This window comes from Paenibacillus sp. HW567 (genome assembly GCF_000374185.1).
Taxonomy (GTDB): Bacteria; Bacillota; Bacilli; order Paenibacillales; family Paenibacillaceae; genus Paenibacillus_AQ.
The window spans coordinates 851,184-869,112 of the sequence record NZ_KB910518.1 but is presented as its reverse complement, the minus strand read 5'-3'; the positions used below and the strand labels follow the sequence as shown (position 1 = coordinate 869,112).

Genomic DNA, 17,929 nt, shown 5'->3' with positions numbered 1-17,929 from the left:
CCTTTATACCTCTACTTTTTTGAGTCCTTTTCTGGTATTCGGCTCAACGTAAGGAGTCCCTGATGCTTGAGGCAGCAGAAGTTCATCCTCGAACGACGCCTTATACGCCGCATATTCAAAGGGATACGTCGGCAGGGTCAGGGTTCGCCCGCCTGGAACTGACAGTCCTGCGGGATCAAACGGCACACCCAGCACATACAGCTCTGCCATTGCCCGCAGCAAATTCTCCACAGGGTCATGCTCAAGCGGCAGGCAGACGGCAGACACTCCCCGGATGCCCGCAAGGGACATGCTGTCCCGGCGGCTAAGGCTGCCGCAGATCAGCAGCGTATCGCCCGCTTCCAATGAACGTTCATAGTCTGTGAGTGCCAGACCGTTCGGCATGGACTCTGCGATCAGCGGCCAAAGACCATCCATGAGCTGCTGATCAACGGTTCCTGAAGGAATGACCACCGCACACTTCACAAGCCCTTCAGGGATAGGCGAAGAATCTCTTGCCGGCTCCCGTCCGTCCTGAATGAACAGAACCGCCTGGGTCAGCGTAATTCGTCCCGTAAGCATCAGAGCGGCCAGAATGCCGGCCCCTTCGGCCAGTATAGCTGAAGGACGGATGCCCATATCAAGAAGCAGCTTGCCCAGCGCAAACTGGCTGGCCAGGCATTCAATCTGCCGGCTTGCTCCACCCGCTGCCTCCATGACCTCCCGGTAAGCCAGGCCGAAGCCAGGGAACCGTGCGCTGGCAGCATCCAATTCCTGGCCGCTCAGGGCCTTTCCGCCGTCAAGCACCCATTGGACCGGAGCCGTTCGGTTCGGATTAGCCCGGCCTCTGAGGAGCCCGGCCATGCTCCCGCCGTCTTCAACAGCCGAGAGAATGCCGGCCAGATGCTCCCTGGAGGTTACGACAGCCGCTGCCTTAACCGGCAATTCCTTCTGCGAACGGTTCATTGCGCGGCAGACGGCAGCAGCGCTAAGCTCTTGATTATCCGCAAGGTAGGCGCGGAGCCTGCCGGCAACCTGTCTGAGTCCAGATTCGTTTCTGCCCGTAAGCAGCAGAAGCTGCGGGGCAGGCTGCAGCGAATCAGGGAGAACAACCGGCTCCGGCGGCGCCTGCTCCAGAATAACGTGGGCATTGGTTCCGCCAAATCCGAAGGCGTTCACGCTGGCCCGCAGCGGAGCGGCTCCGGCGGCTTCCCACTGCCGGGGGTGCTTATCGACGACATAAAAAGGGGAATGCTCGAAATCAATATTAGGATTAGGCTGCTCGTAATTTACCGTATGCGGGAGAATCTGATGCTTCAGAGACAGCACTACCTTAATCAGACTGGTCACCCCAGCGGCGGATAACATATGCCCGACAGAAGATTTCACGGAGCCGATGCCGCAAAACTGCTTCTTGTCCGTAAAGCTGCTGAACGCCCGTGTCATGCCTTCAATCTCAATCGGATCGCCCAGCGGTGTGGCTGTGCCATGTGTCTCGATATAGGATACCGTCTCCGGATGAATGCCGGTCCGCACAAACGCTTCGCGGATCACCTCGGCCTGCCCCTGTGGCCGGGGAGCAGTGATTCCCTGGGAACGCCCGTCATTGTTGACCGCCGAGCCTTTGATCACCGCGTGAATAGGATCGCCGTCCCGCAGGGCGGCATGAAGCGGCTTCAGGAGTACAGCGCCTGCCCCTTCCCCCAGAACCATTCCGTTCGCCCGCTGGTCAAACGGATAGCACTCCCCTGTTGGAGACAGCGCGGTTACCCGGCTCAGAGACACAAACGGCGTCGGGCTAAGATTCAGATTCACCCCTCCGGCAAGCGCCATTTCCGACTGTCCGGTCCGCAGACTCTCACAGGCCATATGGATGGCGACCAGGGATGAGGAGCAGGCGGAATTCACGATCAGGCTCGGCCCGCTCAGGTTGAGGCAATGGCTGACCCGCGCCGCCACTTCATTCAGGCCGTTCCCTGCAACCACATCGGCGACCAGCCGTGCAGGCTCCAGCACACCGGAGATCCGGGCGAGAATCTCCTTACGCTCCGCAGGCTGCATCCCGCTGAAGGCCGGACTGTCCAGCAATCGTTCCTTAATCAGCATAAAGGAACGGTAATTGGCGAAATGCTCCATGTAGGTGTTCTGCTCACAGCCTGCGAACACCCCTATTCTGCGGGTGCGGTATTTTCCGCCGTATCCCGCCTGCTGCAAGGCCTCCCAGCAAATCTGCAGGAAAATTCTCTGCTGCGGATCTGTAGACTCCGCCTCCTTGGGCGACATGCCGAAAAACAGCGGGTCAAAATCATACGGGGCGTCGATGAACCCGCCTTTGCCGGTATAAGAGGTGTGAAGCACGCCAGCATCCGTGTTCACGTGCTTGTCAGCCGACCATCTGCCGGGAGACGCTTCACGGATGGCGCTTCTGCCGCTGTACAGCAGGTCCCAGTATTCCTCCAGGCTGTTCGCCCCCGGTATGCGCAGCCCCATGCCGATGATGGCGATGTCCTGCCGCTCTTCCGGGCCGGGTGCAGCAGTTGTGCCCGCTGTTTCCAGAGCTGTAGCGGCATAAGCCGCTGATTCCTCCGTCAACAGCTCCGCAATATGCGAGGCCAGGGCTTCCGGCGTCTGATATTCAAAAATCAGGGTCGGGTACAGCTCGGCATCCAGTTTGCCGCCAATGTCGGCAACCACCCGCATCGCGCCAACCGAATCCAGCCCCAGCTCCGTGAAATTCTTGCCCGTTTCCAGTTGACGGATGGATATCCGCAATTCCTCACCGATAGCCAGGTAGACAATATCTCTGATTTCTCTCGCGGAGCGATAGACAAACGGTCGTTCCGCCACCCGCGCAGGCTCCTGCTGCCTGGGAGGAAGTGCGGAATATCTCTGTTGCGCCTTCGGCTCCGCCAGATTGAGCACATGAACAATATCAGACCCGGCAGAGGACAAGGCTCTCAGAAAAGCAGCCGCTGCTGCTTCATGGTCAAGCGGCTGCAAGCCTTGTCCCTTAAGGGAGAGCTCCACCAGCTTGCCGAAATCCGTTCCTTCTCCCGTATCCTTCCAGAGCGAGTAGTTAATAGATAAGGAACGCCCCGGCGCATTGTCCCCTCCACGGTAAATGCAATAGCCGTTCAAGAACGCGTTCGCCGCGGCATAATCCCCAAGTCCGGAAGCCCAGGCTTTGCGGGAAGCCGAGATGGAGGACAAGGCGGCAAAAAAACGCAGCGGCTCCTGCCGGGTAACAAGATCCGCAATAATCGTGCCTTGCCACTTCGGAGCGAGCACCTGCTTGATCTCGTCCTGGCTGCGGGTCAGCAGCTTATGCGGGGCATATTCCATCTGCCCGGCCGCATGAATAACACCATGCAGCGGTCCGTAGACGTCATGAATGCGGGTCAGCAATTCCTCCATTTGCGCACGGCTGGTGACATCCACTGCCGCATACATCACCTGCGCCCCCAGCTTCTCCAGCTCTAGAAGAAGCTCAGGGTTGGCTGGAACCGGCTTGCGGCCGGTAATCACCAGATTGATCTGCGCCTGCCGGGCAAGCGCTTCGGCAATCCGGCTGCCGACAAGCCCTGTGCCGCCGGTAATCAGGTAGGTCTCACCGCTGCACGGTTCATACACATCCCCGGCGGCCTGCTCCGGCATCTGTTCCAGGCTCCGGGAATACGCGGTACCGCTGCGGATCGCAGTGACAGATTCCCCGTTTGCCCTCAGCATCAGGGCAGCGTGCAGGGCAGCGGCAAATTCGTGGCCTGAAGGATAGTCCTCCTTGTTCATATCCAGCACCGAGACATGAATCCCTTCATGCTCCAAATCCATGACCTGGCCCACCGCAGCCGCTGCCGCCTGAGCCGGATGGCCTGCTTCCAGATCTCCCTCCAGCCTGAATGCCTTATTCGTCACAATGACCAGCCGCACATTGCTCAGACCCTGCAGCACCAGAATCTGGCCGAGGAAATAAAGGCTCCATATTCCATCGTTCACCGCCCTTATGTCCGTTAAAAGCGCCGGGGCCACCAGCTTCTCCCGCGCGTAGTTGGACATATGAATTACGGTGGAGACAGCGCACGGCAACTGGCGCAGCATGGCGCTGTAATCCTCTTCCCTATCCATCCGTATAGTGAAGCTCCGATCCCCGTCATAGTGCGGTTCATTGCCGAGGCTTACATAAAAGACAGGATTGCGCCCAGTGTCGAGCATGCGCTCCAGTTCCTTGCCAAACTCCGTTTCCCCCTTCCATACCAGCACCGCCCCGGCTGCAAGGCTGTTGTCTTCCGCAAGCGGTTCAGGTCTCCATTTCCATTCATAGAGCCACTTCCTTGCATTTACAGCAGAGTCCGGGCCGGAGACGTCTCCGAAATCGGGCTTAAAGATTGTATGCTCAAAAGGATAGACCGGCAGTGGTACTTTAAGGAAAAGACTGCCTTGCTCCACAGCCGCCCAGTCCAGCCCGGTGCCAAGGCAATGCAGCTCACCGAGCAGGCCAAGCCAGGTGTCCCACGGATCTTTTTTGCGGCTAAGGGCATGAAGCACCTGCGGCTTGCGCGGGTGCGGCAGCCCTCCTGCCATCCCGGATAGGATAGCGTCCGGTCCGCATTCAATCAGAACCGAGACCTCCTGATCCAGCGCATAAGCAAGGCTCTGTTCAAAGCGGACAGCCTCCAGGATATGCCGCAGCCAGTATTCCGGCGCAGGCGGACCTTCGATCACTCCGGCGGTGACATTGGAGATCACCGGAATCAGCGGCGCATGGAACACAGTGGCCTCCAGCTCCTTCCTGAACGCCTCCAGCATCGGGGTCATCAGCGGAGTGTGGAAGGCCTGGGACACCTTCAGCCGTTTGGCCCCGATTCCCTTTGTCTGGAGTACGGAGAGGAATTCCTCAACCGCCCCGCTGCTGCCGGAGACCACCTGATGTGTAACGTTATACCCGGCAACCCATAAGGAACCGGCAAAAGGCTGCAGCAGCTCTTCGAGCGCGCTGCCTGAAGTGAATATGGCAGCCATGGCTCCGGCAGCCGGAAGCCCGCCCATGAGCCTGCCTCTTGCGGCGACCAGTCTCGCCGCATCGGCAAGACTGACGATGCCCGCAAGGCATGCGGCGGTCCATTCTCCGATGCTGTGGCCCAGCATATAAGCGGGCTGGATGCCCGCATCCAGCAGCAGACGTCCGAACGCATAGTCCAGTGTAAAGACGGCCGGTTGGGTAAGCTGCGTCTGGGCAAGCTGTCCGTCATCGGCATGCCCGCCATAGATCAGGTCCGTCAGCTTCAGGTCCAGATAAGGCTCAAACGCTGCGGAGCAGGCGTCTACATTTCTCCGGAAGGCAGGAAGTCCTTCATACAGCGCTCTGCCCATGCCCGCATATTGCGAGCCTTGTCCGGTGAACATCAGGGCTATTGCGGGTGAATGGGAGACCGGGGCAGAATCCGGCACTCCGGTTTGCAGCTTTGTAATGAGATCCTGAACCGAATCCGTCACGGCATGGAAGCGGTGCGGCAATGCGGTTCGTGCAGCATTCTCGGTGTAGCAGACATCTGCCAGCGGATAGTCCCCATGCTGCTCCAGAAAAGCCGCAAGCTCCAGCATCTTCTGTTGCAGCGCCGGCTCAGTCTGCGCGGACAGCCCGATAACATGCTTGGCGCGCACCGGCCGCTCCGTCTCACTTGTCGAGGCCCGTGCGGGCGCTTCTTCAACCACCATGTGGCTGTTTGTGCCGCCGAAGCCAAAGGAATTGATCGCCGCTCTTCTGGCTTTTCCTTCTGCCACCGACCACTCCCGGGCTGCGCCAAGCAGATAGAACGGCGTCTTCTCAAATTTCAGCATCGGGTTCGGAGCGGAGACATTTATCTGCGGCGGCATGATCTTGTTCTGCAGCGCCATCACCACTTTGATGAAGCCTGCAATGCCCGCCGCTCCCAATAGATGGCCAATATTGGATTTCACCGATCCAATGGCAACGGATTGCCGCAGCAGCCCCCAGCGCTTGAAGGCACTGTCCAGTGCTCTGACTTCGCTCGGATCGCCGATTTTGGTACCTGTTCCGTGAGCCTCCACATACTGCACATCCGCCGGACTGAGATTGTGCCGGATGTACAGGGATTCTATCAGTTCCCTTTGCCCGTCCGGATTCGGAGCCATTACGCCGATGGAATGCCCGTCATTATTGATTCCGCTGGCCCTCAGCACCGCCAGCACCGGATTGCCGTCTCGCAGCGCCTGCTCCAGCGGTTTCAGCATCACCAGTCCGGCGCCTTCGCCCGGAACGAAGCCATCCGCATCAGCCGCGAACACGCGGCTGCGGCCCGTAGGAGACAAGGCTTCGGCACTGCTGAAGTATTGATAGGAGGTCGGCGTCAGCATTAGATGAATGCCGCCCGCAATGGCGGATTCGCATTCCCCCCTGCGGATGGAGGCTGCGGCCAGATGCAGCGTGACCAGGGAAGAGGAGCAGGCGGTATCCACCGCCATGCTGGGTCCCTTGAAGTTGAATTCCTGGGAGGTCCGTGCCGGAATCATATTGATGATATTATCCACCAGAAGGTTTGGATGGGTTCCCGTAACCCCCAGCTTCCGCTTCCATTCTTCCAGAATACGCTCCTGCTGCACGCCGGTCAGCGTAGAGAAGCTGTCAAAGCTCTGCAGGTTCATCCGGTTCAGGGTATTCAGGTGATATTCGAAATAGGAGTTACCGCCCGCTCCGACAAACAGCCCGACATCCCTGCCATTCATCTGCTGCCTCGAATATCCGGCCCGTTCGATCAGTTCGTATACCAGCTCCATCACGATCCGCTGCTGCGGGTCCATCACCGCCGCCTCATCCCCGGAGATGCCGAACAGAGCGGCGTCAAAACCATACGGGTTATCAAGGAACCCTCCATTGCGGCAGTAGATTTTGCCGAATTCCGGAGTGGGGCTGTAATAATCGTCAATATTCCAGCGGTCCCGCGGCACTTCACCGATGGAATCCTTCCCCCGCAGCAGGTTGCTCCAGAATTCCTCCGGAGTTGAAGCCCCCGGGAACCGGCAGGCCATCGCAATCACAGCAATATCTGCATCGCCGCTGCCGGTTCCCTGGATGGCAGCGGATTGCCGCTCCCCGGCAGAGAGCGGATTGCCGCCCGTATTTACCCTGCGGGCGAGGTAAGTGTCCATCTCCTCAATGGTGCGGCATTTAATCAGCAGATCATGGGTCAGCTCAATTCCCAATTGGTCCTCCAAAGCGCCCAGAATCTGTATCGCCTTGAGCGAGGTGCCGCCCATAGACATGAATGATTGGTTATACGGAATGGCTTCAGGCGGACGGCCCAGCACTTCAGCCCAGACGCCGCGAATTTTGTCCAGATAGGCTCCCGGAGCCGCCACAGGGAAAGATGTTTGCAGCGGCGGTGCCTGTAGAGAGTCAGACTCCTTAGTTTCCTCTGCGAAATACGCGGCGGGATACGACTTATCCCGGAACTCTCCCTTCCGGAAGGCCTCTACAAGAACGAACCGCTGCACCTTGCCGCTTGTCGTCTTGGGGATAGAGCGGATTAAAGACACATAGTCTACAGCGATGCCGATGACCTCGTTCACATGACGGAGTATTTTGGCGTAGAACGGCTTCATCTCCTGCTCTTGCAGCCGTACCGTTGAGAAAATCCCGACCTTCTCTTCTCCTTCCTGTTCATCATGCCAGCCGCACACGGCAATCTTGCCCGGCTCGACCCCCTCCAGCTCCTCCATTACCGCTTCAATATCATGCGCGAAGAAATTCTGGCCGTTGACAAAGATAATGTCTTTAATTCTTCCGATTACCGATAGCCGCCCGTTCAGAACAACGCCGGTGTCGCCGGTCTTCAGCCATCCGTCCTGATATGACCGCGCAGTCGCCTCCGGGTTATTAATATAACCCGAAGTCACATTGCGGCCGCGAATCTGAATTTCTCCCACCGTTCCTTGGGGAACAACAGCACCGGAAGCATCATCCACGACCCGGATCTCCATGCCTCTCACAGGATAGCCCTCATCGGCAATTAATGAAGCACGCCTGTCGTTCTCGCCGATGGCCTCAATCCGCAATTCGCCGACGAGCCGCTCGCGGTTGACGGAATGGACCAGCGGCTCTTCGCCGGGCCGGGGGAAGCTGACCGCCAGGCAGGCCTCCGCCATTCCGTATACGGGATACATTGCACTGCGGTTTAGCCCGCTATGCGCGAATTTGTCCATAAACTCCCGCATTGTCTTGACCGATATAGGCTCGGCTCCGTTATAGAGCAGCCGGATCGAGCTTAGATCCCAGGATTTCAACTGCTCTTCCTTCACTCTGCTGCTGACAAGCCGAAGCCCGAAATTCGGGCAGCCGGTGAAGGTAATCCGGTGCTTGTCGATCATATCCAGCCACAGGGTCGGCCGTTTTACAAATTTCACCGGTGTCATATTGAACTGGTTGATTCCGCAGGCCAGTGTGGACAAATGGAAGCCGATCAGTCCCATATCATGGTGATACGGCATCCAGCCAAGGGCACGGTCATCATCCGACATCCCTGAGCTGGTGATAATCGCTTCAATGTTGGTTAGCAGGTTATCATGGGTTAGAATGGTTCCTTTCGGCACGCTTGTGCTCCCGGAGCTGAATTGAATCAGCGCCGGAGTCTGCGCCCCGGCCAGCATAAGGGTCCCGGACCGTCCGGCTGTATCCAGCCTTGCGGCTTCCAGAATCCGCAGGCCGCTGATCCCTAGCGTGGTCTCCATCTCATCCCTTGCCTCTGCGAGGCTGTGGTCCGAGATGATCAGCGGCCGTTCCAGAACCTCCCATATCGCCTGCAGCTTGCTGAGAGAGGTATTGATGACCTTTGAAGAAGCAGGATAGGAGGCCGGTACGGGGATGATTCCGCCCAGGATGCATGCCCAGAACGTAAGAACGAATTCCCGGCTGTCCTCCAGCAAAATAAGTGCATACTGGCCTGGTGTAAACCCTTGCTCCTGCAGGCCGCCCAGACGGCGGGTTGCGCCTTCAAGGAGGGCCAGGTAGGAGAGAAAGAACTCTGAATTGTCATTCTGCAGGAAGGTAATGCCCCGGTCCTTATTGCCGGACACGTGAACCAGCACTTTGGCCAGATTCTCCATTTCCGTAAATCTGCCGGTGATGCTTTCACCCTTCAGGATGGAAAGGCTGGTTTCTGATTTCTTCCGTTTGGAACTGCTCACAATATTTCCTCCTTTGTCACCCTTACTTTCGATCCTTTTCTTGTCATTGCCGCATGGGCAAGGAACAGGCAGAACAGAAGCACACATACAGAGAATAAATGCTGATTGCCCCATGCATTCATGGCTACTGAGGATAAGAACGGACCCGCCGCTGATCCATAGCCATAAAATGTGGTAAACCAAGCGTTCCCGGAGGACCTCTCCCCTGGCGTCAGCTTCTGGGCCGTAAGCGCCATTGCCAAAGGGTACAGGGGGCCGATGATGAACCCGGAAGCAAAGGAGAACAGCAGCCGTGAAGTCATGCTGCCGGAAGTCACAATGCCCAGAAGGGTAAAGATCGAGATCGCTACACATAAAATCAGGCACCTCTTACATCCGATCCGGTCAGCCAGATAGGTGACCGGCAGCAGGCCAAGGATGCTGCCGACGGCAAAGATGCTTAATCCGTACCCCGTCTGGGCAACGGCAACATGCTCACGGATCAGATACAGAGGATATAAGGACACCACAATCGTTTCGCCGAACCCGTAGACAAAGGCACCGAACAGCGGCTGGCTGATTTTGGGCAGCACCTTTTTCCCTGCACGCCCGGGAATGATCAGTGTACCCGGCAGCTTAAAATAGATAACCGCTGAAGCGAGCACCAGACAGAAGCTGCTGAACGCAAACGGCAGCCAGGCCACCTGGTCATAGACCATAGGCGCAAGTGCAGAGCTGGCAATCAGCCCTAGCGCAAAACACAGACTGTACATGCCGCTGACCATCCCCAGACTCTTCTCATCCGTGAGACTGTGGAGCGCCGTCTGAAGTCCCATCATGTTGCAACTGATGCCTACACCCATAAGTGACATCAACAGCAGCCAGACAGCATTCGCGGTGAACAGCGGAAAGAGCGCCGAGCAGACCGCCGTAAGCAGCAGGCCTGCCGTAATGACTCTCTTCATATCGGTACCTCTCATCGTTCTGTCTGCAACCATGGAGCCAAGCGCCATGAAGAAAAAGTAGGAGGAGGAGATTACCCCTATCCATATTTCTTCCCCGTGATTCGCTGTCATGTGAGTAGTAGAGAGCGGATTAATGATACCGACGGAGGTGCCTACCAATAGGGCGATACCGTAAACAACGGCTTTCCCGCCTCCAAAAAGCTCGCCCGGCTTCCCTGCCCGGTGCGTCTCTTGTTCCATCACGCCGCCCATTACGGCTGTCTGCGCTGCACGGCCTGAAGCATCTGCATCTGCTGTGCCCCGAACCAGTGCATATCTTGTTTGCCGTAGACTTGCACAGCCTCGCCGGTAATATAGTCCGCACCTGGAGAGGCCAGGAACACCACCGAGTCCGCAACCCCTGACGGAGGAATCGCCCGCCCCTTGAAGGCCGCCGGCGCCATGCCGGTGTCGACGAGCGCCGGACACACAGCGTTCACCTGAATGTTGCTGTTCTTCAGCTCCTCTGACAGTGCACGGGTCAGTCCGAGCACCCCGTGCTTGGATGCCGCATAAGCGCTCATCATCGGATAGCCGATAAATGAGGAATCCGAGCCGATGTTGATGATCTTGCCCTGCTTTTGACTGATCAGATAAGGGATCACCGCGTAGCAGAAATGATAGGTTCCAAGCAGGTTCACCTGAATGATCGACTCCCAATTCTCCGGACTCATGTCGGCCATCGCCGCCATGCCGGTAATTCCCGCACTGTTGACAAGAATATCAATACGGCCGAAGCTGCCAATAATCTGTTCAACCGCTTTATTGACGCTTGTGGCGTCACTCACATCGGCGGATATGGACATGGCCTTCACGCCCAGGCGGCGGATTTCATCCGCAGTTTCCCGAAGCTGCTGCCCGGATCTGGATACCAGTACAATGTCGGCCCCTTCACCGGCCATGGACAAGGCTATGCTCCGTCCGATGCCTCTGCTGCCGCCCGTAATGACCGCTACTTTATTTGCCAGCAGTCCTTTTCGGGGAGCCGGGGGCAGCACCGGGGTATCCTGAATGGATGCCAGCAGCTCAAGGGCTTGCTCCCTGTACTGCTCAGCGAGACTCTGGATCGTAGCTTCAGCATAAAGATTAGCCGAGTACTCGATCTCAACGGTCAGCTTCCCATCTTCTATGGAGAAAAAGAATTCAATAACCGATATCCGTTTCTGACCCGGCAATGAAAATCTGCGGTCCATGCCTTCTCTGGAAAATTCCAGGCCCGACAGGCGGGGGGCATCCCGGTTCCCGAGATAGTTCGCCCGGATTGGAGTCAGCTTCACATCCGGGTACATGTAGCGCGGCAGATTCTCGGATACCAGATCATAGCTCACCCCGCCAAGCGGCACATTTTCAAGACCTTTGCGGATGCTTGCGATCAGATTGTTCCACAGGCTGCCCTTCTCCACGTTTATCCCCATCGGAAAATTCACAGCAAAGTTGCCCGGTGTCTGCATGAAATTCTGTCCGCTGCCGAGTTCTCTTCCATGCACCCGATGGCTGACGACAACCTCCGGCTGTCCGAAAAAAACACTCAACACCTTATATAGAGGGGCCAGCAAAATCGGATATACATTGCTGTTGAAATGCTTCTTCGCCCTGGTCAGGAGCAGCGAGGTCATCTCCCGGTCAAACGTGAAGCGCTGAGTTGCAGCAGACTGCTCGTCATTGGGTCCCTTGATGAAATCCGCCGGCAGCCTGCACACGGATTCCGGAGGGAAATGTGCGGACCAGTAGTCTGCGTACTCTTTCCCGTGGATTCTTTTCTTGTCCTGGGCCGCCCGGACAAAATCGGCAAACGGCTTGGCAGCGGGTAAGCTTATGTCCCGGGCTCCCGGGCTCAGCGAAGCGTAAATCTGCCAGATCTCCTGCAGCAGCAGTTGATTCGTGATCACATCCGAAATCAGGTGATGCCCGACCGCCGCAATCTCATAGACCGCTTCCGATACCTGAATGACAATGATCCGCCATAACGGCCATTGATCCACCCGGAACCCTTGAACCGCTTCTGCCAGAATCGCCCCAATTTCTTCATTTCTCTCAGCCGCTTCCATGTGGCTGCCATCATAGAAATCCGCATTGTCTCCCAGCTCGCCTTGCAGGAGCCTTTGTTCAAAGCCGTTATCCTTCCGCTCCAGAATGCTTCTCAGCGCGTCATGGCGCCGGTTCAGCATCATGGCAGCCTGCTTGAACTGCTGGAAATCCAGCGGCTGCTTGTATAGGAAGCGGGTATAGCCCGCCCAGCAGTAAGGATCATCGAAATAATTCATCAGCCAGCTCTGCGCCGGCGCAAGCGGGAGCAGTTCCCCTGCGCTCAGCGGCTCACGCTCCGCCGGGGGAGCCTGGAGCTCTGAAGCTTGAGGCGTGTGCCCTGTTCCGCTGAACATAACACTCAGCGCCTTGCGGTCCAGCTTGCCGTTCGGATTCTTGGGCAGCCTGGGCAGCCATTCCAGCCGATGCGGAATCATATAATACGGAAGCTTGCGGACGGCGAAATCCTTCATCTCCTGGTCCGGCACCTGCTTGCCGGCCAGGCAGGCAAGCAGCAGTTGTTGTCCGGGCGCGGGCTGAGTGACAATCACCGCCGCCTCGGCTACATGCTCATGGCTGCCCAGCACAGCTTCAATTTCGCCCAGCTCTACACGGAAGCCGCGCAGCTTCACCTGGTTGTCGGTGCGTCCATGGTACTCATAGCTTCCGTCCGCCCGTTTAACCGTCAAATCACCTGTGCGGTAGATGAATTCTCCCGGAATCTCGGGAAACGGATTGGGATGGAACGCTTCGCGGGTTTTTTCCGGGTTATACAGATACCCTTTGGCCAGTTGAATGCCGCCGATCCACAGCTCGCCAAGCTCACCCTCGGGCACTTCATGCATGTGCTCATCCAGATTCTTGAGATACACGCCGGGAATCGGCTTGCCGATCGGAATGCTCAGCTCCCCTGCTGAACCCGGCCGCTCTGAAAGGATGTGGAAAGTAACATCAATAGAAGCCTCGGTAGGGCCATACAGATTAGCCAGCTTCGTGTTATATCCATAGCGGTCCATCCATTTCTGCACCGGACGGAGCGGCAGCCCCTCTCCGCTGAAAATCAGCCAGCGGAGCGCAGGAAAGGTATAGCTCTCATCCTCCAATGAATCTACAAATTCACCGAACAAGGAGGGCACGAAATGCATGACATTGATTCCGGTATCCGTCATCCACCGGGCCAGGCTCCAGGGATTCTTGACAATTTCCTGCCTTACAGGGCATACCGTTCCGCCGTACATCAGCGGCCACAGCAGCTCCCACACGGAAATATCGAAGCAGCAGGAGGTCTTCTGGGCCACACGTTCGCCAGGTTGCAGGCAGAAGGTCATCTGATGCCATTCCAGCCGGTTCATATAGCCGCGGTGATTCAGCATGACTCCCTTGGGCTTCCCGGTTGAACCCGATGTATACAGCACAACCATCAGATCATGGGGGGCGCTGTCCACCCGCAAATCGCCTGCGGGGCATTTCTGCCAATCTTCCGTTCCCGCCTGTTCAAAATAGCCGTGGGCTTCATACCCTTCATCGAGATAGACTACTTTCCGGATAGAAGAGCTCTTCTGTGCTATAGGATCTGCCTGCTGTTGCAGCGACTGCTCCGTGAGCAGGATACTGAGCTGTGCATGCTCCGCGATATATTCGATCCGGTCAGCGGGATACATCGGATCAAGCGGCACATAAGCCGCTCCCGCTTTCAAGATCCCCAAAATTCCGGTCAGCATATGACGGCCCGGGAACGTCAGAAGCCCGACCAGGCTCTGCGAACGCACTCCTTGTGAAATCAAATAATGCGCAAGCCGGTTGGATTGCTCGTCCAGCTCACGGTAGGTAACCTCCGTGATGCCGTCCAATATCGCAACCGCATCGGGAGTTGCCTTGCACTGACGGGAAATATGGAGGTAGGGAATGTCTAATCCAGAGTCCCTGCCTGCAGGTTCAATCACATTTTTCACATGGGTAATATGGGTAATCATTTCATTAAGAGTCCTGCATTCGAGCAATGACGCCTTGTCGGCATGCCCGAATACTTTGCCCAGCCTGGTAACCATCCGGATACGCTGCAGGGAATCCATCCCGAGTTCTGCCTCCATGTCCTTGAACAGGGCTTCCCCGTCAAGCGCCGTTCCACAAATATCCCGGACTATTCCGTACAGCCGTTCTCTTATTTCCGCGCTATGCGGCTCTTCGGTATCTGTCGCGGCAAGCACCGGCTTGCCTGAAGGTCCCATATTGGCAAGCTGGATGAGGTTGTCCATGAACCTGTCCATATGCTCTCCGAGATAATCATCCTCAAAAAAGCTGCTATCATAGTTAGCCGTGATCATCAGCCTGCCCTGGAACAATTCAGCCAGGCAGTCAATCGTTCCCGGATTGGTTCCTGTATAAGCCTCATAATCATAAACTTCGTAATCCCCGTATTGCGCATGTATGGATGTATTGCCGACAAATGAAAGATATAGGTTTGATTTCAACGTGGAGCGGATCATGGAGGCCACCGCTTCCGGCATCACGCCGTTCTGCAGATGGATCGTGTCTTTAGCATACTGTGCAGCTCTGTAGGTCTGAGCCCTGTCTATGCCTGAGGAGAATTGATTGGTGAATTCTTTATGTGTTCTGTCAATTAATGATTCCCATTCTTCATTGGCGTCCCCGCAGGTGAAGCTGAGTGCAAGATTCTGGGCAAAGGCGCTGAGCACCTCCGAAGCATCCGTATGGGGGTACAACCTGCCGCTAGTCGGAAGATTCAGAATAATCTGATCCCGCTCCTCCCCCTGCTGCCTGATCGTCTTCAGATATGCGCTGACCAGAAGAATAAAGAGAGAGGTGCGCCAGGTCTTGGTTGAGGCAATCAGCCGTGCTGTTATTTCCTCGCTGATCCAGTATTTGAAGGAACGAATAACGGCTCCGGCAGCACCGGCTGCATCTGCCCTGACGCTTGCCCCGCCGGGGTTGAAGAAGTAGGCTGCACGGCCCTGCTGCTGCAAATACCGGTCCAGCGCCTCCATCTCTTCTGGAGCGTTCCAGGCATTGATTTCAGATACAATACGGTTATATTCCCCGGCTGGCAGCGCGGGCCTCAGCTTGGCTGCTTTGCTGTGCGGTTCTGCTCCGTAAATTTCTATTAATTCTCTCAGAATCTGCTGGTTGCCCAGCCCGTCCGAGATCATATGGCTGATGTCCAGAATCAGCTCGTATTCCAGGTCAGCCGTCTGGATAACTGACAGAGAATGCAGCGGCCAGCGGGTGATATCCAATTTCTCATTCAGCGAGGCTTCGAACCTGTCCGAGATCCACCGGCGCCTCGCTGGTTCATCCAGATGTCTGATATCCAGGACGGGAATTTCCGGCGGCGCCGCAGCCTTCAGTAATTGGAGACGATACCCCTTAAGGCTCGCGTTCCCCGGCTCCGTGATGAACACGGCCCGCAATACAGGATGGCGGAGGATCAGCTCGCCCCATGACTTCCTCAGGCGTCCGGTATCCAGTTTCCCCCGCAGGCGTACTCCTGACGTTATGGTCAAGTTGGCTACCGACAAATAGGTGATCAGAAATAAATATTGGGAATGTAATATTTCAAGAAATTCAGGCTCATTTTCAGGAATCTCCGCCACAATAGTGTTCTCGTCACCTGTAACGGTCAGGGCACCGCTGTTCCCCCCGCTACGGACGGCCAGCGCTTCCACGATATCTCCCACCGTATGCATAGACATGAACGACGTGACCAGATGGCTTTCGCTGTGTCCACCGGATGAATCGGCAGGGAGCAATGCAACCATCTCGCTCATTAAGGTAATCATTTTAATAGAATCCAGGCCCAAATCCCTCTCCAGATCCATATCCGTATGCAGATCTTCAGATTTATGTCCGGTAATGCTGGAGATCAGCCTGCAAACTTCTTTACTCAACTGTTCACGCAGATCGGGGGCAGATGAATGCTCCTCCTTTACTGCAGCCGGCTCCGGCCAGATCTCTTCCTGGGCTTGAAGCGCAGTACCAACCACAGTCTGTACCTCTGCCCCTTCCCGCCGGGCATGTTCCCATTCCTCAACAATCTGTACAAGCTCGCCGACGGTTTGCAGACCCATCAGGACAGTCAGCGGGTATGCGGCCGTAAAATCATCCATTTGCTCTGCCGGAACCAATCCGATTAATTCATTCATTAAGGTAATCATTTTGATGGAATCCATTCCCAGATCATCTTCCAAATACATATCGGAATTCAAATCTTCGATCCTATGACCCGTTACATTTGAAACCAGCCGATAAACCGCTTGACTAGTACCGCTTGCAACACTTGATGAACGAACAAACATTTTACTCACTAAGCCACTCCCCCTCGCACCGATAATTTTTTGTTACAGATATTCTTATACAAGATATTTACCTTGAAATGGGATTTTGTGTCAATGACGTTTTACCAAAATTCTCTTTTTTTATAAAATTTAACATCAGATTTACGTAATGAATGTTTTCCATTGGGGGATATCTAGCAAAATCGGGGAGAAAACATCCCTTTCAGTAGTAAGGTAACAGCAGATTCTTCGGTTACTTCTGTAGTTTAGTGGAGGATTGCAATGGGGCTTTGAATGAGCAAAGACATATTCAACTAATCCTCAGACATGTTATTATCTGGGTATCGAAGAGCTGGGTAGAAACCAGTGAATTATTTACCTATCAGGATTTAGAGAGGGCGAATCCCTTCAGGAATCGCTAAAAATTCAGAAAAAGCTGAAGACTGATAGGAAGAGTCATAGCACGATTACCTCCGTCCATAAAGCGATATCATTGATGTATGCACACGCTAAACGCAATGGGCGGATAGAGATAGATCCAACGGCGGATGCTGTGATTCCGAGGGAGAAGAGGGCTGTTCAAAAAAGGCGAAAAAAAACAGGTCCTCCCCAAATTTCTTGAGAAGGACGAGTTGAAGGCTTTTATACAGTTGAACAGGTATCAAATGGCTGATGACTTTGAGTGGGCAATCAACCAGTGATATGCGGGTAAACGGAATTCTGATTCCTGTTAAATATAGAACATGTAGTTATCCACATGGCTCGCTTCTTTATAGTTAATCAAATCCGACAAAGTGGTGGAATCGAGCACGTCGGCGATGCTGTCGCGGATGCGCAGCCAGAGGTCGCGTTTGGCCGGGTCGTCTTCTTCGGTGAAATCTACAGGGGAAATGGGACCTTCCAGTACACGGATGATGTCTCCGGCGGTAATTGTACCAGCCTCACGCGACAGAATGTAACCGCCGTAGGCTCCGCGGATGCTCTTCACCAGGCCCGCGTTGCGCAGCGGAGCGATTAGCTGCTCCAGGTAATGCTCGGACAGGCCATTTTTTTCGGCAATGCTTTTAAGCGATGTTGGACCCTCGCCGAATTTCAGGGCAAGCTCCATCATAATTGTTAATCCATAACGTCCTTTTGTCGATATTTTCAAAGGGGCACCTCTTTCGGTTTAGTTGCTGGTAATCCAAATCGTTGACCGGACATGAGATATGTCATATCAACGTATTCCGATGTTTGCTCTCAGCTTATGTTATCATATCCACGGGCACATTTGGAGCGCAAACTGTAATTTTTCGTAAAAATGTTCACCAGTGGTGGACAAATTGTCAAAACTTCCGCCAAATCCAGCGTAATTTGCAGCCGTCACAGGCGGCTTGGGGTAGACATGTATGATATAATACTGAATGAGCCGGGTGTTCTGTAGGATACCGGTATTTTTTGCATAGAAAATGG

General features: G+C 55.5%; 4 protein-coding genes. All 4 read right to left on the bottom strand.

Annotated features, from left to right (window positions below):
- Positions 1-3: 3 nt before the first annotated feature.
- The 4 genes from B212_RS0104025 to cymR all read right to left on the bottom strand — a co-directional run bounded on the left by B212_RS0104025 (position 4) and on the right by cymR (position 17,627).
- On the bottom strand, positions 4-9,177 hold the full coding sequence (locus tag B212_RS0104025) for a type I polyketide synthase (RefSeq protein ID WP_019909106.1): 9,174 nt from the start codon (positions 9,175-9,177) through the stop codon (positions 4-6).
- Positions 9,174-10,361, bottom strand: a complete 1,188-nt coding sequence (locus B212_RS0104020) for an MFS transporter (RefSeq protein ID WP_198015828.1) — start codon at positions 10,359-10,361, stop codon at positions 9,174-9,176. The genes B212_RS0104025 and B212_RS0104020 overlap by 4 nt, the downstream gene beginning before the upstream one ends.
- Before the next feature lie 11 nt (positions 10,362-10,372).
- Positions 10,373-16,498: a non-ribosomal peptide synthetase gene (locus B212_RS0104015; RefSeq protein WP_028530597.1), complete on the bottom strand. Its 6,126-nt coding sequence runs from the start codon at positions 16,496-16,498 to the stop codon at positions 10,373-10,375.
- 709 nt (positions 16,499-17,207) lie between these two features.
- On the bottom strand, positions 17,208-17,627 hold the full coding sequence (cymR, locus tag B212_RS0104010) for a cysteine metabolism transcriptional regulator CymR (RefSeq protein ID WP_019909103.1): 420 nt from the start codon (positions 17,625-17,627) through the stop codon (positions 17,208-17,210).
- Positions 17,628-17,929: the final 302 nt, after the last annotated feature.